Source organism: Providencia sp. 6390, from assembly GCF_058148425.1.
Genome location: NZ_JBYVYL010000001.1, coordinates 276,811 through 302,163, shown reverse-complemented (window position 1 = coordinate 302,163; position 25,353 = coordinate 276,811). Strand labels below are relative to the sequence as shown.

General features: G+C 40.6%; 26 protein-coding genes. All 26 read right to left on the bottom strand.

The genetic code is table 11. The annotated features are described in order from the left end of the window. Positions 1-42 precede the first annotated feature (42 nt). A complete protein-coding gene (locus AC3Z9T_RS01485) occupies positions 43-441 on the bottom strand; it encodes a CrcB family protein (protein WP_490124441.1) in 399 nt (132 codons plus the stop codon). 11 nt (positions 442-452) lie between these two features. After that, a complete protein-coding gene (crcB, locus tag AC3Z9T_RS01480) occupies positions 453-833 on the bottom strand; it encodes a fluoride efflux transporter CrcB (RefSeq protein ID WP_490124440.1) in 381 nt (126 codons plus the stop codon). Positions 834-867: 34 nt separating this feature from the next. Next, positions 868-1,464 carry an ATP-binding cassette domain-containing protein gene (locus AC3Z9T_RS01475; RefSeq protein ID WP_490124439.1) on the bottom strand — a complete coding sequence of 199 codons (597 nt, stop codon included), beginning with the start codon at positions 1,462-1,464 and terminating at the stop codon, positions 868-870. A 31-nt stretch (positions 1,465-1,495) separates the two neighbouring features. Continuing rightward, a complete protein-coding gene (locus AC3Z9T_RS01470; RefSeq protein ID WP_490124438.1) occupies positions 1,496-2,731 on the bottom strand; it encodes an ArsB/NhaD family transporter in 1,236 nt (411 codons plus the stop codon). A gap of 101 nt (positions 2,732-2,832) precedes the next feature. After that, on the bottom strand, positions 2,833-4,008 hold the full coding sequence (locus tag AC3Z9T_RS01465) for an ion channel (protein WP_490124437.1): 1,176 nt from the start codon (positions 4,006-4,008) through the stop codon (positions 2,833-2,835). A 31-nt stretch (positions 4,009-4,039) separates the two neighbouring features. Beyond that, the gene (gene yut / locus AC3Z9T_RS01460) at positions 4,040-5,032 is read right to left on the bottom strand and encodes an urea transporter (protein WP_490124436.1); all 993 of its coding nucleotides are present in this window, start codon (positions 5,030-5,032) and stop codon (positions 4,040-4,042) included. 110 nt (positions 5,033-5,142) lie between these two features. Next, the gene (locus tag AC3Z9T_RS01455) at positions 5,143-6,108 is read right to left on the bottom strand and encodes an urease accessory protein UreD (RefSeq protein WP_490124435.1); all 966 of its coding nucleotides are present in this window, start codon (positions 6,106-6,108) and stop codon (positions 5,143-5,145) included. A gap of 2 nt (positions 6,109-6,110) precedes the next feature. Further along, positions 6,111-6,743: an urease accessory protein UreG gene (gene ureG / locus AC3Z9T_RS01450; RefSeq protein WP_053110480.1), complete on the bottom strand. Its 633-nt coding sequence runs from the start codon at positions 6,741-6,743 to the stop codon at positions 6,111-6,113. 29 nt (positions 6,744-6,772) lie between these two features. Continuing rightward, positions 6,773-7,459, bottom strand: coding sequence for an urease accessory protein UreF (locus AC3Z9T_RS01445; RefSeq protein ID WP_490124434.1), 687 nt, complete (start codon positions 7,457-7,459; stop codon positions 6,773-6,775). A 26-nt stretch (positions 7,460-7,485) separates the two neighbouring features. After that, on the bottom strand, positions 7,486-8,172 hold the full coding sequence (locus AC3Z9T_RS01440; protein WP_490124433.1) for an urease accessory protein UreE: 687 nt from the start codon (positions 8,170-8,172) through the stop codon (positions 7,486-7,488). Positions 8,173-8,252: 80 nt separating this feature from the next. Beyond that, a complete protein-coding gene (locus AC3Z9T_RS01435; protein ID WP_490124432.1) occupies positions 8,253-9,971 on the bottom strand; it encodes an urease subunit alpha in 1,719 nt (572 codons plus the stop codon). Positions 9,972-10,032: 61 nt separating this feature from the next. Then, positions 10,033-10,458, bottom strand: coding sequence for an urease subunit beta (locus tag AC3Z9T_RS01430; RefSeq protein ID WP_490124431.1), 426 nt, complete (start codon positions 10,456-10,458; stop codon positions 10,033-10,035). Between the two features lie 17 nt (positions 10,459-10,475). Then, on the bottom strand, positions 10,476-10,778 hold the full coding sequence (locus AC3Z9T_RS01425) for an urease subunit gamma (protein ID WP_490124430.1): 303 nt from the start codon (positions 10,776-10,778) through the stop codon (positions 10,476-10,478). A gap of 250 nt (positions 10,779-11,028) precedes the next feature. After that, positions 11,029-11,808, bottom strand: coding sequence for an ATP-binding cassette domain-containing protein (locus tag AC3Z9T_RS01420; RefSeq protein ID WP_490124429.1), 780 nt, complete (start codon positions 11,806-11,808; stop codon positions 11,029-11,031). Beyond that, positions 11,808-12,614: an ABC transporter permease gene (locus AC3Z9T_RS01415; protein WP_490124428.1), complete on the bottom strand. Its 807-nt coding sequence runs from the start codon at positions 12,612-12,614 to the stop codon at positions 11,808-11,810. The genes AC3Z9T_RS01420 and AC3Z9T_RS01415 overlap by 1 nt, the downstream gene beginning before the upstream one ends. Then, positions 12,611-13,579, bottom strand: a complete 969-nt coding sequence (locus AC3Z9T_RS01410) for an ABC transporter permease (RefSeq protein WP_490124427.1) — start codon at positions 13,577-13,579, stop codon at positions 12,611-12,613. Before AC3Z9T_RS01410 ends, AC3Z9T_RS01415 begins: the two co-directional genes overlap by 4 nt. After that, complete coding sequence (locus AC3Z9T_RS01405) at positions 13,579-15,168, bottom strand: ABC transporter substrate-binding protein (RefSeq protein ID WP_490124426.1); 1,590 nt, start codon at positions 15,166-15,168, stop codon at positions 13,579-13,581. The genes AC3Z9T_RS01410 and AC3Z9T_RS01405 overlap by 1 nt, the downstream gene beginning before the upstream one ends. A 104-nt stretch (positions 15,169-15,272) precedes the next feature. Beyond that, a complete protein-coding gene (locus tag AC3Z9T_RS01400) occupies positions 15,273-16,517 on the bottom strand; it encodes an ammonium transporter (protein WP_490124425.1) in 1,245 nt (414 codons plus the stop codon). A 976-nt stretch (positions 16,518-17,493) separates the two neighbouring features. Further along, positions 17,494-18,015: a GNAT family N-acetyltransferase gene (locus tag AC3Z9T_RS01395; RefSeq protein WP_490124424.1), complete on the bottom strand. Its 522-nt coding sequence runs from the start codon at positions 18,013-18,015 to the stop codon at positions 17,494-17,496. Between the two features lie 215 nt (positions 18,016-18,230). Beyond that, positions 18,231-18,503: a YfcL family protein gene (locus AC3Z9T_RS01390; protein ID WP_490124423.1), complete on the bottom strand. Its 273-nt coding sequence runs from the start codon at positions 18,501-18,503 to the stop codon at positions 18,231-18,233. 29 nt (positions 18,504-18,532) lie between these two features. Continuing rightward, the gene (locus AC3Z9T_RS01385) at positions 18,533-19,081 is read right to left on the bottom strand and encodes an elongation factor P hydroxylase (RefSeq protein WP_490124422.1); all 549 of its coding nucleotides are present in this window, start codon (positions 19,079-19,081) and stop codon (positions 18,533-18,535) included. A 15-nt stretch (positions 19,082-19,096) separates the two neighbouring features. Continuing rightward, entirely contained in the window at positions 19,097-19,900 is an 804-nt protein-coding gene (locus AC3Z9T_RS01380; protein WP_490124421.1) for a TSUP family transporter, read from the bottom strand. A gap of 152 nt (positions 19,901-20,052) precedes the next feature. Then, a complete protein-coding gene (gene aroC / locus AC3Z9T_RS01375; RefSeq protein WP_490124420.1) occupies positions 20,053-21,141 on the bottom strand; it encodes a chorismate synthase in 1,089 nt (362 codons plus the stop codon). Positions 21,142-21,211: 70 nt separating this feature from the next. Beyond that, positions 21,212-22,144 (bottom strand): 50S ribosomal protein L3 N(5)-glutamine methyltransferase, encoded by a 933-nt coding sequence (gene prmB, locus AC3Z9T_RS01370; protein ID WP_490124419.1) that lies wholly within the window; start codon positions 22,142-22,144, stop codon positions 21,212-21,214. A gap of 172 nt (positions 22,145-22,316) precedes the next feature. Then, entirely contained in the window at positions 22,317-23,714 is a 1,398-nt protein-coding gene (locus AC3Z9T_RS01365) for an amino acid permease (RefSeq protein ID WP_490124418.1), read from the bottom strand. A gap of 96 nt (positions 23,715-23,810) precedes the next feature. After that, entirely contained in the window at positions 23,811-25,343 is a 1,533-nt protein-coding gene (gene hutH, locus AC3Z9T_RS01360) for a histidine ammonia-lyase (RefSeq protein ID WP_490124417.1), read from the bottom strand. Positions 25,344-25,353 lie beyond the last annotated feature (10 nt).

The following is a 25,353-nucleotide window of genomic DNA, read 5'->3' as shown; positions in this document are numbered from 1 at the left end:
TTTTTTTATGAACACTCATTAAAGTAACCTCTTATACTGAAATCAAACGCTATGTTTAGGGTTATTTCTGCATTGTTTGCTGCCTAAAATATAACCGAAATAAATAACAACAAAACCGATCACTACACTCAATACTAAATAGGAAATAGCCGTCCACAAGTATTGTGGATGCTTCATTATTTCTACCGCACCGTATACAAAACTAGAGAAGGTTGATAGCCCCCCCATCACACCTGTTGCAAAAAAAGCATTCATTGATTGACCAATACGTTTGCTGGTTAATAGCCCTGCGACAATACCTAATAAAAATGAAGCACTTATATTGGCAACAAAGATATCAAGAGGGAACTGATCTGCCATTTTTGGTACAGAAATCATTAATAGTTCTCGAAAGATTGCACCAATAGCACCGCCGATAAAAACTAAAATTGCAATATTCATATTTTCACCTTTTAGCTCGCTAACCATGCGCCAACAAATGCAGCTATCAGACCCGCAATAACAGATAGTAATAAATAAAACAGCGCTAACATTTTTTGTTTTGTTTGCGTCAGTTTTAACGCGTCAAGTTGCATACTACTAAACGTCGTATATCCCCCTAATAAACCGGTTAATATCGCCGATTGTAAAAACGAGCCATAACGATCATGCCAATCAAGCAGAAAATAACTACTTAAAAAACCAATAACAAATGCACCTGACACATTAATAATAAAGGTCGATAACGGAAACTTACCGTGATATTTTTCGCCGACTAAGCGCCCAATCCACCATCGTAATAACGAACCAATCCCGCCGCCAGCTCCCACTAACACAATATCAAAAGCTATCATATTGAGTACCTCAACTTATTTGGAGTGTAAACATTTAAGATAGAGACATTTTCCATACTGATGTACATACCTTTTCTAATAACATCTTATTATGACTAAAAATAATCATCGCCAATGGCCGCTGTTGTGATAGTTCAATCAGAAATTGCCAAATATCTTTTTGCAAATGCGCATCGAGCTGCGCGGTGATTTCATCGGCGATTAATACTCTAGTACGAGGATCTAGCGCTCTTAATAAAGCAATACGTGCCAGTTCTCCTCCAGAAAGTTCACTCGGACGTCTCTCTAACCACTCAGGCTTAATTGACAATCTTTCAAGATAATCAGTACTTGGCTCCCATGCATCATTGACACTTGAACCGACTGTTCGATATGGGTTAAAACTTTTCTCTGGATGCTGAGGTACTAATTGTATCGGGCAATATCCCGTTTCTGACAACGTCTTGCCTTCAAATAATATGCACCCTTTAGAGGGCGCTTGCCATTGTGCTAAAACTCTCCCTAATGTGGTTTTGCCAAAACCACTTGGTGCAGAAAGTCCTAACCGCTCATTATTGTTTAAGCAAAAAGAAAGGTCATTCCATAATGTATTACCCCCTTGGGTAATACATATATTTTTTACTTCCAACATACTCCCTCCTTGCATTCAGAAATAATCATGATTAGCTGTATAGGATCCAACCAGCTGCAATCGACATACAGACTAGTGCAATAATGCCGCCCGACTTAGTAAACTCTAAAAATGAAATTTTAATACCATGTTGAGCTGATTGGTCGACAGCAATAATGCCAGCAAGGCTACCAAAAACGAAAATGTTACTTGAAAAACAAGCACCAAAAATTAATGCGGCACCTAATGGGTCAGCATTACCATGCGGCGAAACAAATTGAATTAATAACATCACGGTCGGTGTTGTACCAATAAAGATACTCATAATACTTGAAACTAAAAACAGCGTAATCGGGCTGCTCAGGTCAATGCCTTTATTTAGTAAATAGTGCAAAACTTCCTGCGGAACACCGGTCTTAGCAAATGCGGCATTAATAATGAATAGCCCCATAATTAGCAATAACAAATCACCATTAACATGCTTTAACATGTCACTAGAGGCTATTTTTCTATTTAACAATAAAAAACATGCCGCAGAGAGTGCAACCAGCTCTCGAGGCAAATCGGTAAACAAAAACGCAACAATAACAATCGCGATAACGATGCCGGCTTTCCCCGTTTCCCATTGATTAAATGGGATCACTGTATGCGTTTTGGGCGTTAACAATGCTTTTTGGCTTTCAGGTAAATACCAGTTTTTGCGATAAAGTAAGCTAATTGCACACCAAACAACAGGCAAAGAAAGTAAGACAGGAATAGCAGTGATATGTAAAACGCCCATAAATGAGAGATCTAAACTTTGCGCTACTATCATATTTTTAGGGCTACCAATCAATGAACCAGCCGCCCCGTTATTCGCCGCAAAACAAAAACCCAATAAAAATGGGATAGGATTCAACCCTCTAGCGAGGGTGATGGAGATTAACAATGGTGTCATAGCCACGACCACCACATCATTGGTTAGAACAGAAGCGAGCACGGCCCCAACAATGATAAATACCATCAACAATTTTGGCGGGCTAATTTTCAGAATAGCCATTTCATTGGCGACTTTATGATAGAAGCCAGAAACGGTAAATGAAGCAGATACCACCATTAACCCAAACAGCAACCCAACTGCTTGATAATCAATGGCATCCCAAGACGCTCGCGGCGTAATAAAACCAAAACCAATCATTGCCAGCGCACCAGCAACAGCCGCACCTGTACGGTCAATTTTTATACCTGGAAATGTGCCAAACGCCATTGCGATGTAGACAAGCACGAAAATAATAATAATTGAATCCATATTTAGCTCACCAATTTTTATTTTTGTATTATTTCACCTGAACCAAAATAAAACGATGAGCCGTGGTCACCCACAACCCATCGTCACTCATTTCTCTGATCCTAAGAATCTAAAATATTATTCGAGAAAATAATGTTTTCAATTATTTGGCTGTTAATACTCTCACCAAAAATCATTTTAATTAATACTTCACTGCCTAATGAAGACAGGGAGATTAATAAATCTGCGTGCAGTAACTTCAAGTTTTCGTAGTTGTTATCATCATTGACCACCATAACACTTTTGATATTTGCACCGACGATCTCTTTTGATGCCAGCATCGCAATAGTGTTTTCAGCATCTGAATCACCAAGCACAAACAATGCTTTAGCATCTGCTAAATTTACTTGGTTTAAGCTTTTCTTATTGATTTGTGATGTGGTGATCACTGGAGCATTATCTGGATAATTATTTTTGTGTTCTTCTTTACATAAAACCATGACATCTAAGTCACGTTTTCTTAAACCATGATAAGTGTTTAATGCTAAAGGGCTAGCACCGACAATAACATAATGATCTTTCATACGGAATAATCTCTTTTTGACAATTTCTTGTGTGCTTTTCGCAAACACCCCTAAAAAATAAACAATAGAAGTGGTAAAAATGGTAATACCTAATATCACGATAGAAATGGTAAATAATCTTGCTTCTACACTAATAGGAACAATATCCCCAAACCCTACCGTTGTCATACAAACCAATGCAAAATAAAATGCAGAAGAGATATCGGTTATGTGAGGTTGGAATTGGTCACCAAGATATAATGACCCAAACACAGAGTAACCTAGTAAGGCTATCAAGCTGACAAAAGCAACAAAGCCAGCTCCTGATAAACTATGGCGATGAAATATTTTCCAATTGGCAATCGCTGCAATCAATATTAACAGTGAAAAGGTGCCTGTTAATACATTCTCTCTTGCCAACAACAAATTAATGAGAACCAGCACAAATAGCATAAAACAGCTGAATACCCATCCTATTCTGATGCCTAAATAAACGGGTAATGCCAAAATAATCAGCACTACCCCAATAGCAAACCGAGGAATATCCAGTAATTTAATGAAACCCAATGATTGCAACCAGTCGACAAAATTATGATGTTCCGGCGACAAATTAATGTTATATGACGATAATATGGGCATTATTATTAACAGCCCATCAAGCAAGATCAACAACGCTAAGGTTGTCCTTATCATCGTCATATTTTGAATGTATTTATAAATCGCATTCTTTTTCATATTGGTATGACCTAAATTTATATTCTAGTTATCACTGTCTATGCTCTGGCATAATATCTTGGTTCGGTACTAAGAATAGCCATGAAGCTAAAACAAATGGCATTGTTAATGTCGGTATACCAAACGGCTCAAGAATAATATCTAATGCGCCTTGAACAAAAACGGTAAAGATAACACCAACAATGGCATACACTAATACTCGATAGCTTGGCTTATTAAATGTTGAACCTAAAGCAATCGCCGTTAAAACGGCACTAAATGAATACAACCCAGTATGGATACTAACAAAGTCGCCTTTCAATAAAGTTGCAACAATAAACGCTAAACATGATCCGACAATAGCAAACACGGCTGCCCATATTGAGCTTACCGCAAGCCCAATAACAAAAATAATGCCAACAATAACACTACTGAGTAGAAAGACTTCAGAAACACCACGAAAGATATCAGCAACAATGTCGCTATGTGGGATACTACCAATCGGCTCAATAAATTGTTGTGGTAGTGCTGGTGCAGGTAAAGCAACGCCTTTAATACCTAAAAAGCTGTAACTTGCTAATAAAATAGTCCATGAAACCAGAACAAAAGGCGCAGTTAATGCAGCTACCTTCCAGTTTTTCAAGAAATCCATTAATGATATGGTGGCGATCACCGAAACAATACTACCTAAAATAATCGATAACCAAACAAAAGGAGTATTTTCTAAAAAGGTAGGTAAAGCCACTCCCACTAAACAACCGTTATAACCATATAAGCCTGAACGCAATGAAGCTGTATCCAGTTTGCTAATATAAGCCGTTAGCGTTGATACCACCGTACCAAGTAAACAACCAAAAGCCACGGCAGGCATACTTTCTAAAAATGCACCGATAAAAATTGCAATAAAAAACAAAAGCCCAGTTAATGCGTTATTTTGAAACATCACTTGAGCGCAGCCACGAAGTGTGACATCAATAAACTGTACTGTTATATTTTTATCAGCAAGCTGATCCCAAGCATTCTTATTTATTGTTGAGCTGCTCATCGTAGTACCCCTTGTGTTCCTTGCCATAGGTATAGATAGGATCGTTAATCAACGATCCTATCTATTTGACGAATTATCTTAGTGACTTAAAAACCTGTAGAGCTATATTATTAACGCCATAAAAAAGGCTTCTGTAATGTTATTCCTAGTATTTCTTCACGGGCTATTTGCCAAAAATATCTCACAGCCTCTTTCACTTTTGGACTATCAACACCCAATGCTTTAAAAATTAAGCCACAACCATTTGGTAATTGAGTTGCCCCAAATGCAATTTTGTTTTCTGTATCATAAATAGCTTCTAGACGCTCTAAAATACGACTGTGATGTTCTTTTGGCGTGAGCAAAATAACATTACCGAACGTATCAAACTGATCCATAACCGCAGTCGTCATTAATTGTTCTTTTTTAGGCTCTAAAATATATTTTTCAACAAATAACTCTTTATTTGATGAAGACTCTGCTCTGATATGCGAAGAAAAAATATCAAAACCAAATTGTTCTTCTTGATGATGATACTTACGCCCTGACATCAAAATTTCAGAATATATCATGGTTGCACTCGGATGAATGTTAATCCGAGTGTCAGTGATAAAACGCGAATTACGATGCGGGATAATAGGGTCAGGTAAGTACTCTAAATAACCACCTTCCTCAACGACAATATTCTGGAATTGTGTAGCATAATTCGCTTCCATCATATGCACTTTCGTTGCCGATTGTGTAGTTACATGAGCACATGCCCCCTTTTCAACGATAATATCCAGCGCTTGGCGGTCACCTTGTAATAAGCACCCAGAAGTAGAAATCATAGTGACACAAGGCAGCTGTGGCATCATTTCATCCCAATAGAGTGCTTTTTGCACTAAAGATGGAACACGGCGTTCCATCTCAACTAGCTCACTGCGGTATTCACCCTGTGCAAACCTTAACTTTAGATAACCACTTTTCCCTACCGCACCGCTTTGCATCTGTTTAGGTTCATCTTGATAGGGCGCAAGTTCAGGTGCATTGCTACCGATTGTGTGAGCTTGCACACGTGATGGTGTATTTGCGATATCTGCCCTGAATTGAGTCATACTTAGCCCCTTGATGATTGATGGGTAAACAAAAACTTATCCATAATCATATCAACCAGTTCAACAACGCCTTCGCCAGTTTTACAGTTAGTCATTACATATGGGCGATTACCACGTACCACTTTGGTATCGTGCTCCATCACTTCAAGGCTCGCCCCAACGTATGGTGCTAAGTCAATTTTGTTAATCACTAAAATATCTGCCTGTACTAAACCAGGACCATTTTTCCGTGGAATTTTTTCACCTTCAGCCACATCGATAACATAAATATAAAAGTCAGCCAATGCAGGGCTAAAGGTCAATGTTAGGTTGTCACCACCACTTTCAATCATGATCACATCGCTATCAGGGAAACGCTCTTCCATGTCTTCTACAGCAGCAATGTTCATACTTGGATCTTCGCGAACAGCGGTGTGTGGGCATGCGCCGGTCTCAACACCTAAAATTTTCTCTTCGTCTAATATCCCTTTTAAAGTGCGCTTAACTTGTTTCGCATCTTCAGTCGTCACGATATCATTAGTGATAATTAATGGCTTCACACCACGTTCGATGAGGATCGGGGTAATTACTTCAATAATTGCTGTTTTTCCAGAACCTACTGGTCCACCGATACCAATCCGAGTCATTTTTTTCATCATTGTTCCTCAAAATTTTTAAATAATCATCAGTTCATAAACAAACGAACAAACGATTTTGTATGTACCGCAGCCAGTACATCAATCACTGGCACATACGAGGCCATCTGTTGAATATCACCACATGCCGCAATGTCACAGAAGATATCGATATCTTCATTCAGTTCAAACAGGATATGTTGCGTTTCATAATGCGTAATACGCATCAAGCGCATTGCCGCACTCAAAATGGTCATGGCAATACCATATTGGTGCATAACCACCACATCTCTTTCAGTGATCCCTTGAACAGCCATTACGATAGCTTGAGTCACTGGCTGAGTGCCCGCAGCTGTACCCTTTTTTATTTGTTCGAGCCACCAAGCAACCTGCTGGTTATCAAAAATATGCACTGAAATTTCCGCGAGTTTTTTCCCCATACGGGTAGTCATTACCCTCGCTTCTTCATTTAATTTACGATTGTGCACCGCCCAATCGATATTAATTAATGCATCATTATCTTGTGCAATAACAGCTCTATGGGCAGCAACCACGGCAATGCCGTCAGAGTTCGCCGCCACATTGAGTGATGTACGGACAAATGACTTTAGCGTTTCTTTATCGTGCACAACGCCCTTTTGTATTGCCGATTCAACCCCATTAGAGAAAGTGAATGCTCCTATAGGTAGTGCTGAATCGCCAAACTGCATAATTCTAATTAAATCAGATGCCTTCATACCACAATCCTTACCTACAATGGCCATTAATGCTTATGTGGATGGCTATGCCCATGGTGGTCGTGATCATGGTCATGATCGTGGCCATGATCATGATGATGGTCGTGGCTATGGTCGTGCGAGTGACTATGTGCATGTTGATGGATCTGACCAATTTCAACATGAACATGTGTATCAGTATCTTCTGCACCACCAAATAATAAACGCGCTTCTGAATGAGTCAGTTTTGGTAAAATAGATTCACCTTTTACAAAGGCAAATGTATCTTGGGAAAAACCATGTGTACGCATCACTGATTCCATGACTTTTTCACTCACAGTTAATGGTACATAAACTTGGTTATCCTTTAGAACTGCTTTCCAGTGCTGATTTCCTAACGCATGCCCCAGTTCAAAACTGACACGAATTTGTTCCTCGGCGCTAAGCGTTTGCAGACGTTGTAAATTAACCATCATCACGTCACGCAAAGAAATTTGCACAATAACCATCGTATTGGCGGCTTCATCAAATAAAATGACATCGCCATCGGAAAGTAGAACATTACGATCTAATGCAATACCGAGATCTTGACCATTTTCTGTGTGTTTACGACAACGGCTTTTTTGTGCTTCACGTTGGTCAAGGATCAAAATATCCAGTTGCGCTTTTTGACTTTTTTCTTGCCAAACTGGATCTTTTTTCACGTTTCCAAGAATTTGTTCAATGATGATCATCGCATTACCTATTATGTTAATTCTGCCTGCTTAAAGCAGGCAGAATATTAAACAATCAAATTACCTATTGTGTCGCAGTATTAACCAAAGAAATAACGTTGGTTCATCGCTGCTTCAGTGATTGGTTGACAAGTCGCATGTTCGCCATTCACTTTTACCGCAAAGGTTTCAGGATCAACTTCGATATTCGGAGTTTCACCATTACGAACTAAATCACGCTTACCAATCGCACGGCAGTTATTCACAGCGACAACTTGGCGATCTAAACCTGCTTTTTCTTTAATACCATCATCTAATGCCGCTTGAGAAACAAATGTGACACAAGTGTCATTGACTGTTTTACCCATAGCACCAAACATTGGACGATAGAACACTGGCTGAGGTGTTGGTAGTGACGCATTTGGATCACCCATCGCTGCCCAGTTAATCAAGCCACCTTTAATAACCAGTTTTGGCTTAGCACCAAACATTTTTGGATCCCACAGCACCAAGTCAGCCATTTTCCCAACTTCAATTGAGCCTAAGATGTGACTCACACCTTGTGCAATCGCTGGGTTGATGGTGATTTTTGCAACGTAACGTAAAACACGGAAGTTATCATTGCCCGGAGCATCTTCTGGCAGTTTGCCACGAGAAGCCTTCATTGCATTCGCTGTTTGAACGATCCGTAACCAGTTCTCACCAACACGACCCATCGCTTGTGAGTCACTTGAGAACATAGAAATAGCCCCCATGTCATGCAACACGTTCTCTGCTGCGATGGTTTCTGGACGAACACGGCTTTCAGCAAATGAAACGTCAGATGGAATATTTGGGTTTAAGTTATGACAAACCATGATCATATCGAACAGTTCTGATTGGCTATTAATACCAAATGGAAGTGTCGGGTTTGTTGAACTTGGTAATACGTTTGGCTGACTAACCACTTTAATGATATCTGGTGCGTGACCACCACCAGCACCCTCAGTGTGGTAAGTATGGATAGTACGACCTTCGAAAGCTTCGATAGTGTCTTCGACATAACCGCCTTCGTTCAAACTGTCGGTATGCACAGAGATTTGCACATCAAATTCATCAGCAATACGCAGTGCGTGACGAATTGCGTTACCTGTTGCGCCCCAGTCTTCGTGTACTTTTAAGCCTGCGGCACCAGCAACCAACTGCTCGATCAGTGGTTCTCGGGTATATGAGTTACCTTTACCTAAAATACCAACGTTAATTGGCAGGCCTTCAATCGCACGTAACATGGCACGCATGTTCCATGGACCTGCGGTAACTGTCGTACCATTAGTACCGTCTGTTGGCCCAATACCACCACCAAAGAAGGTGGTTACACCGTTTGATAACGCTGCATAAGCCTGCTGAGGAGAAATTAAATGAATATGAGTATCGATACCCGCAGCAGTCAGTATTAAGTGTTCACCTGAAATAGCATCAGTTGCAACACCTACCACCATACCTGGAGTGATATTATCTTGAATGTTTGGGTTGCCACTTTTACCAACCCCAACAATTTTACCGTCTTTAATACCCACGTCAGCTTTGATCACGCCTAAACGAGCATCAACGATAGTGACGTTAGTGATCACTAAATCAAGAACACCGTTATCGCTGGTAAAGGTGTTATTTGCCCCCATACCATCACGTAAAGATTTACCGCCACCGTAGACCGACTCTTCGCCATAACCGCGTAAGTCTTTCTCGATTTCAATAAACAGATTAGTATCACCTAAACGAATTTTATCACCGACTGTTGGGCCGAATAGACCGCTATATTCTTGTCTAGAAATTTGTGGCATTTTATTTACCTTTAAAGTTAATAAGGTACATAGTTGTTTATCACTGCGATAAACAACACAATTACTGTTCTTTATGTTTAAAACCGCGAGCAATTGCTTCGTTTAATGCAATTGCTTTTGCTGGGCGCTCTGTTGTTGCGACGTTATTACCCGCCCAGCCATCAACGAGGTTATTAAATCCATAAACAGTTTGTTTTCCACCGTAAGGGATAAGTGATACTTCAATTTCATCGCCTGGCTCAAAACGTATTGCAGTAGTAGATGCGATATTTAAACGCTTACCATAAGCTGCAGCACGATCGAATTCTAATGCATGGTTAACTTCAAAAAAATGAAAGTGAGAGCCTATTTGTACCGGACGATCACCTGTGTTTCGAACTTTAATTTTAGTTTCAGGCTTGCCAACGTTAAACTCAATTGGGGTATCCGCTAAAATAACACCGCCTAAAGGTGTCGGTGCTTTATTATCTGTTTTCGCGTTGCTCATATGCTCACCTCATCAGCTTATTTAATCGGATTATGAACAGTAACCAAACGTGTACCATCGGTGAAAATCGCTTCGACCTGTACGTTTGGGATCAAATCACCAACACCGTCCATAACATCTTTTTTAGTTAAAACAGCTGCGGCTTCTTTCATCACATCCTCAACAGTTTTACCATCACGAGCACCTTCTAAAGCAGTCACAGTAATAATAGCTACTGCCTCTGGATAGTTTAATTTAACTCCACGATCACGACGTCTTTGTGCAACGTCTGCGAGTGTATAAACCATCAATTTTTCAATTTCCCTTGGGGTTAATTGCATAACGCCTCCTCGATTGATAAAAGTTTCTATTTATCAATACAGATAAATATTCATTAAACGCGTTAAATAGCTAGGCAATCCATAGCGATATAAATCCATGTACAACCAAATAACAAGTTCGCTGTATTTAAAAATAATCACTCATATTAAAAACACCTTATTTTTTCAAACAACCAGTCAAAATAAGACTGTTAATATTATTAATGATCCTCAATTAAAAAATTTGGCATTCTGTTTAAGAGCAAAATAGTTATTGCTTAAAATTCATAAATTGATGCTCAGGTAAAGAGTTCCATAGTGATTGAAACCATTTACCCCCTCCGCCATTTTGTAATTTCTCACTACTTAATACTTCTTCAAGCGATCCATTGCGTAAAAGCGCAATGCGATCAGCGAAACGTACTGCCATCGCAAGGTCATGCGTTACCCACAAAATACCTTTGCCATCTCGACACAATGATTTGATATGTTCCAATAATTGAATAGCATGCTCATCATCCAGCCAAGAAGAAATTTCATCGGCTAAAATATATTCAGCACGTGATAATGTGGCACTACAGGCCAAAACACGCTTCGCCATTCCGCCCGATAATTGGCTTGGATAATTGTTCACCACACTTGATTGCAAATTATATTGCTGCAAATGCTGAGCCACATCGTGCATTTTAATATGCTGACCGCTTAGCACTGCCGCCCTTTCTAATTGAGGGCCGATCCGAATCAAAGGATTTAAAGCACTCACCCCTTGCGGTATATAGCATAAAGAGTTACCGCGATACTGCTGCTTGTTTTTTTCAGTTAGCTTATTACCATTTAAAACAATACTACCGTGACAGCGCATATTTTCAGGTAATAGCCCTAAGCCGCTTTGTAATAACAGGCTTTTGCCTTCACCACTGCCGCCCACTAGCGCAACCATCTCGCCGGGACGGATATCCAATGAAATATCATTCAGCAATGGGTGCCAACGCTTCTTTCCTAGCCAACGAAACTGTGCAACATCTACGGTTAAACGATCAAAACTTAGCATTATGCACCCCTTAACCATAATTTTTGGGCAGACTTGGCAAACTGGTCAAACAACAGTACCAGCCCTACCAATGCAAGCCCCGGAAACGTTGCCAACCACCAAGCACCGGTACTTAAATAACGTAACGCATCAGATAATAATATTCCTAGCGATGGCTCATGTGGTGACAAACCAAAGCCAAGAAAGCTCAATGCCGCACTATGTAAAATAGCATGAGGGAACATTAATAAGGTTCCTACCATCCACTGCGGTAAAATCATCGGCAAATAATCATATCGACAGCGGTATAACGCACTATTACCAATGCGGCGCGATAACATGATGTAATCTGCTTGCTGTACTCTTAGTAACTCTGACCGTAAAATTAACGTTAGTTTTGGCCAGTGAGTTAATGCAACCGCCCAAATGACCCCTGCTTTTCCACCGCCTAGCGTAAAACAGATTAAGATCAGCAGAAGCAAGTGTGGCAATGCCAACAACGAATCAATGATGCCGCGTACAACATAATCCATGGTTTTACTAAATGACGACAAACCCGCCATAACGATTGCGATTAAACCACTCGATACCGCCGCCGTTGTCCCAATCTGTAAACTGGTTGCTAAACCTTGAAATACACGGTCCCATAAATCACGCCCTAAACTATCAGTACCGAATAAATGAACTAGTGAGGGCGCTTGACGGCGGTCTAACAAGTTTACTTCGATATCTGTTTGTGAAAGCCATAAGGCATAGGCCGCTAACACACATAAACAAACTAAAGAAATAATTAACTTCAATAAGGCTCTGTTTGGGTTATAGGTCATGACTCTCTAATCACTCCCTGATTAATCTTTTTCAGTAACAAATCTGAAAGGCTATTGCTAAAAAAGATCACCACCGCACACAACATAACAATCCCCATGAGCAATGGAATATCCCCTCGCAGTCCTGCATCAATAGTTGCTTGCCCTAAACCAGGGTAGGCAAATACTTTTTCTGCTAATAATGCGCCACTGAGTAATTCACCCACCGAAGCAAACTGTAAACACATCGCTGGCGTAATCGCATGCTTTAAAATGTGAAAACTCATCATTGGCCACCCTTTATCACCCTGCGCTTTTGCATAGTGAATAAACTCACTATTCATCACTTCTGCCACTTTTGAGCGAGTGTGCAAGGCAATATTTCCAACACCTAGAAGTCCAAGCGCGATCACCGGTAACACTAGATGATGAATTTTTTGTGTCCATGTGGCTGTCTGTTCATCTAAACCAATTGGCCATGCACAACAAATCGGAGCCCAATGTAATGAGACAGCAAACAACGACAGTAATAGTAACCCTATCCAAAACACAGGGATCGAGGCCAATAAGTAGGATAAGGTTGAAATCACCCTATCTGGCCAACGATTAAGGTAACGCCCTGCCACCAATCCTAAAATAAAACCAATAATCCCTGAAAATAACCACGCTGATATCAATAATGCTAATGAGGGTGCCAATCTATCAGCTATGACCTGGGATACAGGGGTGTTATAAAGCATTGAGTACCCCATATCACCTTGTAATAGCTGCGAAAACCAACGCCAAAACTGTATCCATAATGGTTGGTCAAGCCCCCAACGAGCAGCAATTAAGGGATACTGCTCAGGGGGAACATGCATTAAATCATTACCAATATAAGCTTTTATCGGATCAATCGGTGAGTAGCTTAATAGGATGAAAACCCCTATTGCGGTCACCAACAGCAAACAAATAAATCGCAGTAAAAGCCCTATTGTTGTGCGCATTATTTACAGGTCCAAGCCCAATCATCAACGTTATTCAGTACAGACCAAGAACCATGAATTTCAGGTGCACCTTTACCTAATTCAACACAGTTATCTAATAAGTAGATATGTTGGATATTCATCAACCATGCCCAAGCCGCGTCACCTTGAATACCTGTACCTGTTTGGCCATTCCAATCCACTTGCTGCCATAAAGGGATCGCCGCGGTTTGATCAGGCTGGCGTAACGCCTCTTCGATGATTTCATCAATAGCTGGGTTTTTATAATAGCCTGGGTTATAGAAGCCAACACCTGCAGCCTTGCTGCTATAGTTGTGAACCAGTTCCATTGGGTCAAGACTACCCCAACCAAACAATGTTGGGTTAGCATGCATATAGCGCTCGACGGTTTCCCAACTTCCCGACTTTAGATCCATCTCAATACCAATAGGCTTCAAACTTGCCCTTACCGCTTGAGCTAAATCACGGCGAGTGGTATCACCACTTGCATACCATAGAGTCAGTTTGGCAACTTTACCGTCTTTTTCTCTTAAACCATCTTTATTCAGTTTCCAACCCGCTTGCTCTAAGATCGCTTTCGCTTTTTCTACATCACCATCTTTAAACGATGATTTAGGGTTATTCCAAGGTAGTCCTTCAACCCCTGTATAAGCAGGGATCGCAAATCCTTCGAGTACTGATTCAGCCAGCAACTTACGGTCGATCACATAGTTAATCGCTTTACGTACAGCCACATCAGAAGTGATATCGTTACCGATTGGGTTGCCCTGTGCATCTTTTTCACCCGCTGGAGGAATTGGGAAAGAGATACCTCTATTCTCTACGCTATGACGTTCAACCAATTTCATGTCTTTAACATCTTTAGCATTGGCTGCGATAGCCGCAGGGATGCGAACAACATCAAGTTGACGGCTTTGTGCTGCGGCAAAGGCTGAATCCTCATCAAGGAACACAAAGACCATCTTATTAAAATCGTTTTTTGGACCTACATAGTATGGGTTTTGTTCAACGATCAATTGTTGTCCTGGTTGGAACTCCACTAAACGATATGGGCCTGCACCAATCGGATTGTGTGCATATTTTTTAGCGTCATACTTATCAGCAGAAACAATACCTAATGAACCTAATACGTTAATAAAGGTACTTTGAGGCGATGATAAAGTGATTTTAACCGTTAACGGGTCAATCGCTTCCGCATTAGCAAAGTTCCCCATATCCACCTTACCACCACTTGCGGCAGCATTATTATAGGTGAAAACCACATCTTTTGCCGTTAATGGCGAACCATCAGAAAATTTTAAATCTTTCTTTAATTTTAGCGTCCACGTTTTACCATCATCAGAATGGTCATATTTCTCAAGCATATAGCTATGCCATGACAAATCTGCATTCTGCTTTAGGAGCGGGCTATGAAGAAGCATATAGCTGCCATGGCTCCACCCTAACATTGGGTCAAATCCCTCTGTTGGCTCAGAACCAATAGCCAGACGCAAGGTATGTTGATCTTGTGGGGTCGAATCGGCTAGAGCGCCCATAGACAGCCCCATCAAACATGCGGCTTGGATCGCCATTGCTAATTTCTTTTTCATATCATCCTATCCTCTTCACATTTAATTTGTTTTTTATAATATTGTTATCACATAGCAGGTTTAATTCGAGAACTAAGCCACCTTAGTGGCTTAGTGACTAAATATTAATTTGCTTTTTCTCGATATGCATCTTCATCAAATTCAGTGATATCTAGGTCATCACCTACAGTCTGTTGATTAACTTTGACTGGGGTAAATTTATTGATGATCCATAGAATCAACAATGTGAATACAAACGACCATACACTGGTAAAGACAACAGCAACGAGCTGCTTAACGATTTGCATACCGTTACCTTCAAGCAAACCAGCAGGCCCTTTAGGGTTCCAAACCGTTGAAGCAAATACCCCAACTAATATAGAACCCGTGATCCCACCGACACCATGCACACCGAAAACATCAAGCGCATCATCTAAATGACGTCTGACTAAGAAAACAAAGAAATAACACACAAGGCTAGCAATAATACCGATAATAGCCGCAGAGCCGATTGACACATAGCCAGAAGCAGGTGTGATCGTTGCTAACCCTGCCACAGCACCGGTTAAGAAACCAACCAGTTTTGGCTTACCGGTATGTAAACGTTCAATGATAAACCAAGTGATTGCTGCAAAAGCCGCTGCAATGTCCGTAGTCAAAAATGCAGAAACGGTGACTGTATTCACTTGCAATTCAGAGCCTGCGTTAAAGCCGTACCAACCGAACCACAGTAAAGCAGCACCTAACGCAATATAAGGGATATTATGTGTTCCATCAGATGGCACCATACGTTTGCCAACATACAGAGCCGATGCTATCGCAGCAAAACCGGCTGTTGCATGGACGACAATACCACCAGCAAAGTCAACAACCCCCCACTTAGCGAAAATACCATCAGGGCTCCATACCATATGAACAAATGGGCAATAAACGAATAACGTCCATAGGGTCAAAAAGATCAGGTAAGCAGGGAAGTTAACTCTATTCGCAAAAGCACCTGTAATTAAAGCAGGTGTAATAATGGCGAACATCATCTGATAACCGAAGTGCACCAATATTGGTAATCCACCATCATTCCCTGTATACATGGTTTGAGGACCAATGTTATTTAAGAATGCATAATAAAACGGATCACCAATTATCCCATTAATCGATGGGCCAAAAGATAATGAATAACCAACAACAAACCAAATAATAGCCACCCACCCCATAGAGAAGAAACTTTGGGACATTATGGTAATAACACTTTTACGAGAGACTAGGCCGCCATAGAAAAAAGCCAGTCCTGGTGTCATTAACATAACTAAACTTGTACACAGCAGCATAAAGGCCGTATTTGGAACATCCAAAACCGACAATATATTTTCCATAAACTTTCTCACACCAGATAGTCATATATAAACCAGTGAGCTTATTATTTATAATAAGCTCATTTGCAATATTAACTTACCTATATAATAGAATAAGCACAACGATTATCAACAATATTATTTAAATCATTAGAAATACAACATAAGTGATCATCTAAATGCAACAATCACCACAAAATAAAATGATCATCATTATAATACTCACATTATGTTAATAATAAATTATATTAATTAAATTAATGCATCTAGTGGCTATAAAATGCATGACGAATCAAATTAAGATAATCTTAATTTGACAATCAAAAGTGGACGGAATCCTTTGTTTAAAAATAACCAAATGAATTTTAAAATAAAAAATGAATGAAATTTATTCATTATCAAAGTTCAAAAACAATTTTTTGTCTTTATTTGGTTTAAAGCTTAACAGTGATATTTATATTATTTTATATTCACTCTAATAGAAGACTTTAATATGCATCAGCTGACAACAAATATGCGTATGATTTAAACAAATCACTCAATTGATTTAATACAAAAGAAAAAACTTGATATATATCAAAAATAAGTATAATTAATGAATTTATTATTATTTTTTTATTTAGCTTATGTTGTCGACATAAAAAATAGAGACATTAAAAATATTGTTTAGTTATTTTTATAGAAGAAATATTTAATAATCATCACCACACTGATAACAGTGAATTTAACATTGAAAATAACATTATTAATATCCCTATAAAAACGACTAATAGCTTATTATCTTGTTTTTAACAATCAATATAAGACTATGTTGAGTTATATATCTTCAATATATACTCGTCATACTTCAAATTGCAGGGCTTTCGTTGAGATATAAGCGATTACACACAGCTAGCCGAATCACAGGTCTTATCTATGCTCCCCACCTATCGTCGTTTGTCGCCTACCTTCAACTCGAATTATTTAGATTATAAACCTACTATTAAGATTGTTGTCGCTATTTACCACTGGTAATAAGGCGCATCGCGCAACGATGTTCAGATTTAAACCCTGCATCAACTTCTTGCTGTAATATTTCCACTAACTCAGCGGTTAACTCACTCTCTTGTATCACTGAAAAACCTAATCGCTGATAATAAGGTGCATTCCAAGCAACATCGCGAAAAGTGGTTAACGTCACAGCACCAACTCCTTGCTGCAATGCAAATTCCAATACTTGCTGGAGCAATTGGCGCCCCACTCTCTTTCCTTGCCAAGGCTGACAAACAGAAACTTCACAGATATGGATACTTTCTTGCAACCGTTCTACATTAATAAAAGCAATTGGCTGATCAGCGCTATCAACAGCAACCCATTCCATTTCTTGAAAAATATAATTGAGGTGATCTTGTTCTGACTGTACCTCATCATCAGCAATCCAACCGAATTGAGGATGGTCTCTGAAGGTTTGTGCTGCTGAATGTTCAATTGCAGGTAATGCTTTTGCATCAGAAGGAATTGCTTTACGAATTGAAAACATTTTTTACTCTATAAAAACGAGGTTTTAACTCTCTTCTGACTGTAGACAAACGCATTTTGTTTGTCCGCGGTCATTAAGGTTTTTGAAATAAACGAGGAAAATCAATTTATTGATTTTCGGCTGATAACACAGAGCGGGAAAAACCACGTTTTTATCCCGCTCCGTCAACAACCTCAAGAGGGTTTCCCCCTCTTATTTATAATAATTAACTGAGCTTAACGCACTTCATCTAATAAAGATTTCCACATACCCAGCACTAAAATTTGGTCTGGTGGTGTTAACTCACCGCCTTTAATCGCTTGCTGAATACTTTCTTCAACACGCTGGTAAAGTGCATCAGCACTAGTTTCTTGTTCTTCTTCAAGTTCTGCTACAGCAAGGGTTAAATGCCCACGCAAATAGCCGCCAGCAAATAATTCATCGTCACTTGCGTGTTCGACCATATCATCAATTTTTGTCAGTATGCGTGTTTCAAAATCCGCAAGCATTTTTTATCCTTACTGTCATTAGTATGTCATTAAGCGAAGATATCTTCCGGATAAGGAAAATCTTCTGCGCAAAGTGGTGGTGTATTGTAAAACGTTTGTAGCGCCTTAACAAAGCGTAATGGTCTTTCAGGAATGCCATTTGCTAAATATTCCATCACTTGGCGATGAACTTTACGTTGAAATGCAATCCGGTCAGGCTCGAAATCCCCTTCTAGATTGTCACAGCTGACATTAAAAGGGATCCCTGCTGCAACGCAAAATAGCCAATCGAATGACTGTGGTTTAATTTCAACGACTTCAAACTCACATTGTGTTTTTTCGTCGCGGCCGTCAGGGCAATACCAATACCCATAATCAACTTGTTGGCGACGAGCCTCCCCTGCAATACACCAGTGAGAGATTTCATGCAAAGCACTGGTAAAAAAACCGTGAGCAAAGACCACTTGATGATAGGGCGTTTTATCATCCGCAGGTAAATAAACGGGTTCGTCATCACCTTTCACCAATTTAGTGTTGTACGTTTCCCCAAAGCATTCTTCAAAAATATCGATCAACTGCTGATAATGATGTTTAGTCATGAAATTCGAATCATTTTAAAATAACGATATAACCCAAGCCTTGATTGCATCACCGTGGCTATCATGGAGCAATTTAATACTCATTAGCAAAGAAATAATCACAATCATCGGTCGGATCAGTTTTTGTCCTTTAGTTAACACTAAGCGAGCACCCAACCTCGCACCAACCATTTGGCCAATAAGCATAACAAAGCCTAGTGTCCATAAAACATGACCTCCGATAATAAAAAATATCAAAGATCCAGAATTCGACGCAAAATTCAGTAATTTTGCATGAGCTGTCGCTTTTGCAAGGTTATAGCCCAATAATAAAACATAACCTAATGCTAAAAATGAGCCTGTTCCCGGCCCAAAAGCACCATCATAGAAGCCGATAGTCATCCCAATTGCTACACCAAAAATAGGAATGCTAATACGCTGCTGGCGATCTTGAGCACCAAGCGACGGTGTTAATAAGAAGTATAACCCCACGCAAATCACCATGATAGGCAACAGTTGTTTCAGAAAATCTGTATTAATCATTTGAATGACAATCGCACCCGCCATGGCACCGATAATCGTCATAATGAAAGGAAATATCTGCTCACGCAAATTGATGGCTCTACGCCTGACAAAATACAATGTCGAAGAAAAAGAGCCGCCTAACGCTTGGAGTTTGTTGGTTGCTAGCACTTCAACTGGTGTGATCCCCACAGATAACAACGCAGGAATGGTTAATAAACCGCCCCCGCCTGCAATAGAATCAATAAACCCCGCAAACAACGCAACACAGAACAACAGCAAATAGACTTCAGGTGCAACAGCGGTCAACCAATCCATTTCTTATCCAGTCACAATATTGCTAACAAAATGTAATATATATCCTCAAGTTACAGCACCTTGAATTGTCAGAGTATATACTCTAAATAATTCGAGGTGCAGTTAGGCGGTCAACAACGCTGTAACTTGAAGTATGACGAGTATAATGATAATTAAGCAAAAGGCTTCATTGCAGGCACTACATCAGCACACTGCCCACGATGGCGTAAATAGTGATCCATTAACACAATCGCCATCATCGCTTCAGCAATCGGCACTGCGCGGATCCCAACACATGGGTCATGACGACCTTTGGTGATCATTTCAACTTCTTCACCATCACGGTTTAAGGTTTTACCTGCCACTGTAATACTTGATGTAGGTTTCATTGCAATATGTGCAATTATTGGCTGGCTGCTACTGATCCCACCAAGAATGCCACCTGCATGGTTTGAGCTAAAACCTTCACGTGTAATTTCATCGCGGTTTTCACTGCCCTTCAGACCGATAACGCCAAAACCATCGCCAATTTCGACCCCTTTCACCGCATTGATACTCATCAATGCATGGGCAATGTCGGCATCTAAACGGTCAAATACAGGTTCACCTAACCCAGCTGGTACATTTTCAGCAATCACGGTTACCTTCGCACCAATAGAGTCACCTTCTTTCTTTAGGCCACGCAATAATTCATCTAATGCATCAAGCTTACTTGGATCTGGACAAAAGAAAGGGTTTTCCTCAACGATAGACCAATCTTTGATTTCACACTCTACCGATCCCATTTGAGTTAGGCAGCCACGAATGACAATCCCAAATTTTTCATGTAGATATTTTTTGGCAATGGCTCCCGCTGCAACACGCATTGCAGTTTCACGAGCAGAAGAACGGCCACCACCACGATAGTCGCGCTGACCATATTTTTGTTCGTAGGTATAGTCTGCATGGCCGGGTCTAAATACATCTTTGATCGCACCGTAGTCTTGTGAGCGCTGATCTGTATTTTCAATGAGAAGACCAATGCTGGTACCTGTTGTTATGCCATTAAAGACACCCGATAAAATTTTCACCTGATCGGGTTCACGGCGAGCCGTGGTATAGCGTGAGGTTCCGGGACGACGGCGATCCAAATCCCCTTGTAAATCAGCTTCTGTCAGTGCTAACCCTGGCGGTACGCCATCAATAATACAACCCAAGGCCAAACCGTGAGATTCACCAAATGTGGTAACACGAAACAGTTGCCCAATTGAATTTCCAGCCATGCCAAATTCCTAGTTCTTATTAAGTGATTGTTATTGTGATGTTGTGATTAGAATGCCGCGCAATATCCACCTAATCAATATAAAGTTGGAATTGGGCATGATGCTCTACTAGCTGGTCGCGCGTTAACATAAACACACCATCACCACCATATTCAAACTCTAACCAAATAAACGGAACGTCTGGATATTGCTCGATAAGATGTACCATGCTATTACCCACTTCGCAAACCAACACACCTTCCTCAGTCAGAAAACGTGGGGCATTCGCTAAAATACGGCGAGCAAGTTTCAGCCCATCACTACCTGCTGCTAATGCTAATTCAGGCTCGACACGGAACTCTTCCGGCAAGTCATCCATATCTTCTGCATCAACATAAGGTGGGTTAGTGACAATCAAATCATATTTAACATCTGGCATATCCCTAAATAAATCAGAACGTATAGGGATTACGCGATGTTCTAGGCCATGATTAGCGATATTTTGTTCTGTCACAGCCAGTACATCCGTTGAAATATCGACAGCATCCACTTCGGCTTCAGGGAACTCATAAGCACATGCAATAGCAATGCAGCCACTCCCCGTGCACATATCAAGGATAGTTTGTGGCTCATCAGCAACCAAACCAACAAAATGGTTATTAATCAGTTCGCCAATCGGTGAACGGGGAATTAACACTCTTTCATCAACATAGAATTCGTGTCCACAAAACCATGAACGATTAGTCAGGTAAGCAACTGGGATCCGCTCATTAATACGACGTAATACACGTTCAATAATACGATGACGCTCCGTTGGTGTCAGGCGCGATGTGAGTAGTTCATCCGGTATATCAAGCGGTAAATAAAGCGTTGGCAATACTAATTGTAACGCCTCATCCCATGCATTATCAGTACCGTGACCATAATAAACATTGGCTGCATTAAAGCGGCTCATTGTCCAACGCAAAATATCCTGAATGGTATGAAGCTCAGCAACAGCTTCATCAACGAAGATCTTTTCCAAGAAGTGTTTCTCCTGACTGTATATCGAAAGTCTTCAAGTTTGCCACGAAGTGAGACACAAATCAGCAGATTAATATAATTAAATGGCGAAAGATTTGATCAAGAAAGATATTAAAAAAGCACACGCTCTCATAAAAGAAGAGCGCGTGCATAATGTTATATAAAGATACTAATTATTCGACTGGTTCAGCTTTATAGTTTGACTGAACCACCGTTTCTGGCTTTTTCACCCATAACGCATAAGCACCTGTTAAAATAACTAGCCAAGCAATACCAACATATAAGGCGATGCGGGTATCTTCGAAATAACCAAGCACGCCAAATATAAACAACATAAAGATAATGGCCAGTGCTGGGCCGACAGGCCAGAGCGGTACAGGGAATTTTAGTGCAGCCACTTGTTCTGGCGTCATTTTTTTACGCATCGCAACTTGCGATACCAATATCATTAGCCACACCCAAATCGTCGCGAAAGTAGCAATCGAAGCAATCACTAAGAACACTTTTTCTGGGATCAAATAGTTAAGTACCACACCAACTAACAATACAAGAGACATCACCAATACCGTCATCCATGGCACGCCATTTTTAGTTAACTTAGTAAATGCTTTAGGTGCTTGTCCTTCGTGTGCCATACCAAACATCATACGACCTGCACCAAAGATATCACTATTAATCGCTGATATTGCTGCTGTAATAACCACGACGTTTAAAATATTAGCTGCTGAAGAAATTCCTAAACTATCAAATATTTGGACAAATGGGCTACCCTGTGAGCCAATTTGATTCCATGGGTAGATACACATTAAAACAAACAGTGTCAGAACATAAAATAACAGGATACGAATAGGCACCGCATTGATAGCACGAGGAATTGTCACATCAGGGTCTTTAGCCTCACTCGCGGTGATCCCAATAACTTCAATTCCACCGAAGGCAAACATCACCACAGCAAAGGATGCAATGACCCCTCCGATACCATTTGGCATGAAGCCACCATGCTCAAATAGGTTTGAAATCCCAACAGCATGATCAGAAGCTTGACCGAAACCAAACATCATAATCGCAGCCCCACCCACAATCATTGCCACAATCGCAACAATTTTGATGATAGAGAGCCAAAATTCCATTTCGCCAAAGACTTTTACATGACACAAGTTAATGGCACCAATAAAACAGATAATACCCAGTACCCAGATCCATTGTGCGACTTCTGGGAACCAAAGCTTCATATAAAAACCAAATGCCGTCACGTCAGCTAGGCAAACAATCAGCATTTCAAAAACATAAGTCCAACCTGCAAAAAAACCGGCACGTGGCCCTAAATAATGGCTCGCATATTGTGAAAAAGAACCGGCAATCGGGTTATGAACGGCCATTTCCCCCAATGCTCGCATTACCATAAAAACCGCAGCACCACCAATAATATAGGCAATCAATACCGCAGGACCTGCGGTTTCAATTGCCTTGGCAGAGCCGTAAAACAGACCTGTACCAATCGCTGCCCCGAGGGCCATAAACCGGATGTGACGCGCAGAAAGTCCACGCGTAAGTTTTGTTGTGCTTTGCATGATTTATCCTTCGTATTATAGTTTTAATTACGTTAGTGCAGATAAATACCACAAGCGGTCGATACATTGCCGACCGCTTATTATTTGCGTGATGTATTATTTAGAGAAGACTGCTCCCTCAGAGAACAGAGTTGATAATTTATGTTCAGCAATCAGGGTGATTGCTGCTTCAATATCGGGTGCAAAGTAACGATCTTTATCATAGTACGCTACTTTATCACGCAACGTTTTACGTGCTTTTTCTAATATTTCACTTGATTTTAAGCCCTCGCGGAAATCCATCCCCTGACATGCTGACAGCCATTCAATTGCTAAAATACCTGTCACGTTTTTGGCCATTTCCCATAAACGGCGGCCTGCCGCTGGTGCCATCGACACATGGTCTTCTTGGTTAGCTGATGTTGGTAAGCTATCCACACTCGACGGATGTGCCAATGCTTTGTTCTCGCTCGCCAATGCAGCAGCAGTGACTTGCGCAATCATAAAACCTGAGTTAACACCACCGTTATTAACAAGGAACGGTGGCAACTGGGACATATGAGTATCCATTAATAATGCAATGCGTCGTTCTGACAGTGCCCCTATTTCAGCTAATGCCAACGCGATATTATCTGACGCCATCGCCACAGGCTCTGCGTGGAAATTACCGCCTGAAATAATGTCGCCATTATCAGAAAATACCAGTGGGTTATCAGAAACTGCATTTGATTCAATTAAAATAACTTCAGCAGCTTGGCGAATTTGTGTTAAACAAGCCCCCATCACTTGTGGCTGGCAGCGTAATGAATACGGGTCTTGCACTTTGACACAATTGGCATGTGACTGAGACAGTTCACTCGTTGGTGTTAAGATCTCACGGAATAGACCCGCAACATCGATTTGCCCCTTCTGCCCGCGAACTTCATGAACTCGAGCGTCGAACGGTTTACGTGAGCCAAGTGTTGCTTCAACGCTCAATGAGCCACAAACAATACCGCTAAGCAGCAGGTTTTCGGCTTCAAACAGGCCTTTTAAAGCAAAGGCCGTCGATACTTGAGTTCCGTTTAACAGTGCTAAACCTTCCTTTGCTTCTAATTTTAAAGGTTTCAGCCCTGCTTTTTCGAGTGCGGATTTCGCACTGATCCATTTACCTTGATAACGTGCTTTACCTTCACCCAGCAGAGTTAAACTCATATGAGCGAGTGGTGCTAAGTCACCTGACGCACCTACTGAGCCTTTAGCAGGGATCAATGGATAGACTTGATGATTCACCAATGCAACTAATGCTTCGATCACTTCCAAGCGAATACCTGAGAAGCCACGAGCAAGACTGTTAATCTTTAACACCATAATCAGGCGAACTAACTCATCATCTAGTGGATCACCCACCCCAGCAGCATGCGACATGACAATGGAACGTTGCAATGATTGCAGGTCTTTGGTTGCGATACGAGTGTTGGCTAGTAAGCCAAACCCCGTGTTAATACCATATGCTGTTTTATCTTCCGCAATAATTTTATTAACGGTAGCAACACTCTTTTCAATCGCTGAATGTGAGCGCTTATCTAATGTGACCGTCACTGGCTGTGAAAGAACAAGGCGCAAGTCATCGAGTGTCATTTTTCCTGGATGGATAGTTAACTTAGTCATTCATTGCACC

What these genes read in the sequence shown, in the direction of transcription:
- AC3Z9T_RS01485 (WP_490124441.1), bottom strand. Translation starts at nt 441, where the DNA reads ATGAATATTGCAATTTTAGTTTTTATCGGCGGTGCTATTGGTGCAATC.
- crcB (WP_490124440.1), bottom strand. Translation starts at nt 833, where the DNA reads ATGATAGCTTTTGATATTGTGTTAGTGGGAGCTGGCGGCGGGATTGGT.
- AC3Z9T_RS01475 (WP_490124439.1), bottom strand. Translation starts at nt 1,464, where the DNA reads ATGTTGGAAGTAAAAAATATATGTATTACCCAAGGGGGTAATACATTA.
- AC3Z9T_RS01470 (WP_490124438.1), bottom strand. Translation starts at nt 2,731, where the DNA reads ATGGATTCAATTATTATTATTTTCGTGCTTGTCTACATCGCAATGGCG.
- AC3Z9T_RS01465 (WP_490124437.1), bottom strand. Translation starts at nt 4,008, where the DNA reads ATGAAAAAGAATGCGATTTATAAATACATTCAAAATATGACGATGATA.
- yut (WP_490124436.1), bottom strand. Translation starts at nt 5,032, where the DNA reads ATGAGCAGCTCAACAATAAATAAGAATGCTTGGGATCAGCTTGCTGAT.
- AC3Z9T_RS01455 (WP_490124435.1), bottom strand. Translation starts at nt 6,108, where the DNA reads ATGACTCAATTCAGGGCAGATATCGCAAATACACCATCACGTGTGCAA.
- ureG (WP_053110480.1), bottom strand. Translation starts at nt 6,743, where the DNA reads ATGAAAAAAATGACTCGGATTGGTATCGGTGGACCAGTAGGTTCTGGA.
- AC3Z9T_RS01445 (WP_490124434.1), bottom strand. Translation starts at nt 7,459, where the DNA reads ATGAAGGCATCTGATTTAATTAGAATTATGCAGTTTGGCGATTCAGCA.
- AC3Z9T_RS01440 (WP_490124433.1), bottom strand. Translation starts at nt 8,172, where the DNA reads ATGATCATCATTGAACAAATTCTTGGAAACGTGAAAAAAGATCCAGTT.
- AC3Z9T_RS01435 (WP_490124432.1), bottom strand. Translation starts at nt 9,971, where the DNA reads ATGCCACAAATTTCTAGACAAGAATATAGCGGTCTATTCGGCCCAACA.
- AC3Z9T_RS01430 (WP_490124431.1), bottom strand. Translation starts at nt 10,458, where the DNA reads ATGAGCAACGCGAAAACAGATAATAAAGCACCGACACCTTTAGGCGGT.
- AC3Z9T_RS01425 (WP_490124430.1), bottom strand. Translation starts at nt 10,778, where the DNA reads ATGCAATTAACCCCAAGGGAAATTGAAAAATTGATGGTTTATACACTC.
- AC3Z9T_RS01420 (WP_490124429.1), bottom strand. Translation starts at nt 11,808, where the DNA reads ATGCTAAGTTTTGATCGTTTAACCGTAGATGTTGCACAGTTTCGTTGG.
- AC3Z9T_RS01415 (WP_490124428.1), bottom strand. Translation starts at nt 12,614, where the DNA reads ATGACCTATAACCCAAACAGAGCCTTATTGAAGTTAATTATTTCTTTA.
- AC3Z9T_RS01410 (WP_490124427.1), bottom strand. Translation starts at nt 13,579, where the DNA reads ATGCGCACAACAATAGGGCTTTTACTGCGATTTATTTGTTTGCTGTTG.
- AC3Z9T_RS01405 (WP_490124426.1), bottom strand. Translation starts at nt 15,168, where the DNA reads ATGAAAAAGAAATTAGCAATGGCGATCCAAGCCGCATGTTTGATGGGG.
- AC3Z9T_RS01400 (WP_490124425.1), bottom strand. Translation starts at nt 16,517, where the DNA reads ATGGAAAATATATTGTCGGTTTTGGATGTTCCAAATACGGCCTTTATG.
- AC3Z9T_RS01395 (WP_490124424.1), bottom strand. Translation starts at nt 18,015, where the DNA reads ATGTTTTCAATTCGTAAAGCAATTCCTTCTGATGCAAAAGCATTACCT.
- AC3Z9T_RS01390 (WP_490124423.1), bottom strand. Translation starts at nt 18,503, where the DNA reads ATGCTTGCGGATTTTGAAACACGCATACTGACAAAAATTGATGATATG.
- AC3Z9T_RS01385 (WP_490124422.1), bottom strand. Translation starts at nt 19,081, where the DNA reads ATGACTAAACATCATTATCAGCAGTTGATCGATATTTTTGAAGAATGC.
- AC3Z9T_RS01380 (WP_490124421.1), bottom strand. Translation starts at nt 19,900, where the DNA reads ATGGATTGGTTGACCGCTGTTGCACCTGAAGTCTATTTGCTGTTGTTC.
- aroC (WP_490124420.1), bottom strand. Translation starts at nt 21,141, where the DNA reads ATGGCTGGAAATTCAATTGGGCAACTGTTTCGTGTTACCACATTTGGT.
- AC3Z9T_RS01365 (WP_490124418.1), bottom strand. Translation starts at nt 23,714, where the DNA reads ATGCAAAGCACAACAAAACTTACGCGTGGACTTTCTGCGCGTCACATC.
- hutH (WP_490124417.1), bottom strand. Translation starts at nt 25,343, where the DNA reads ATGACTAAGTTAACTATCCATCCAGGAAAAATGACACTCGATGACTTG.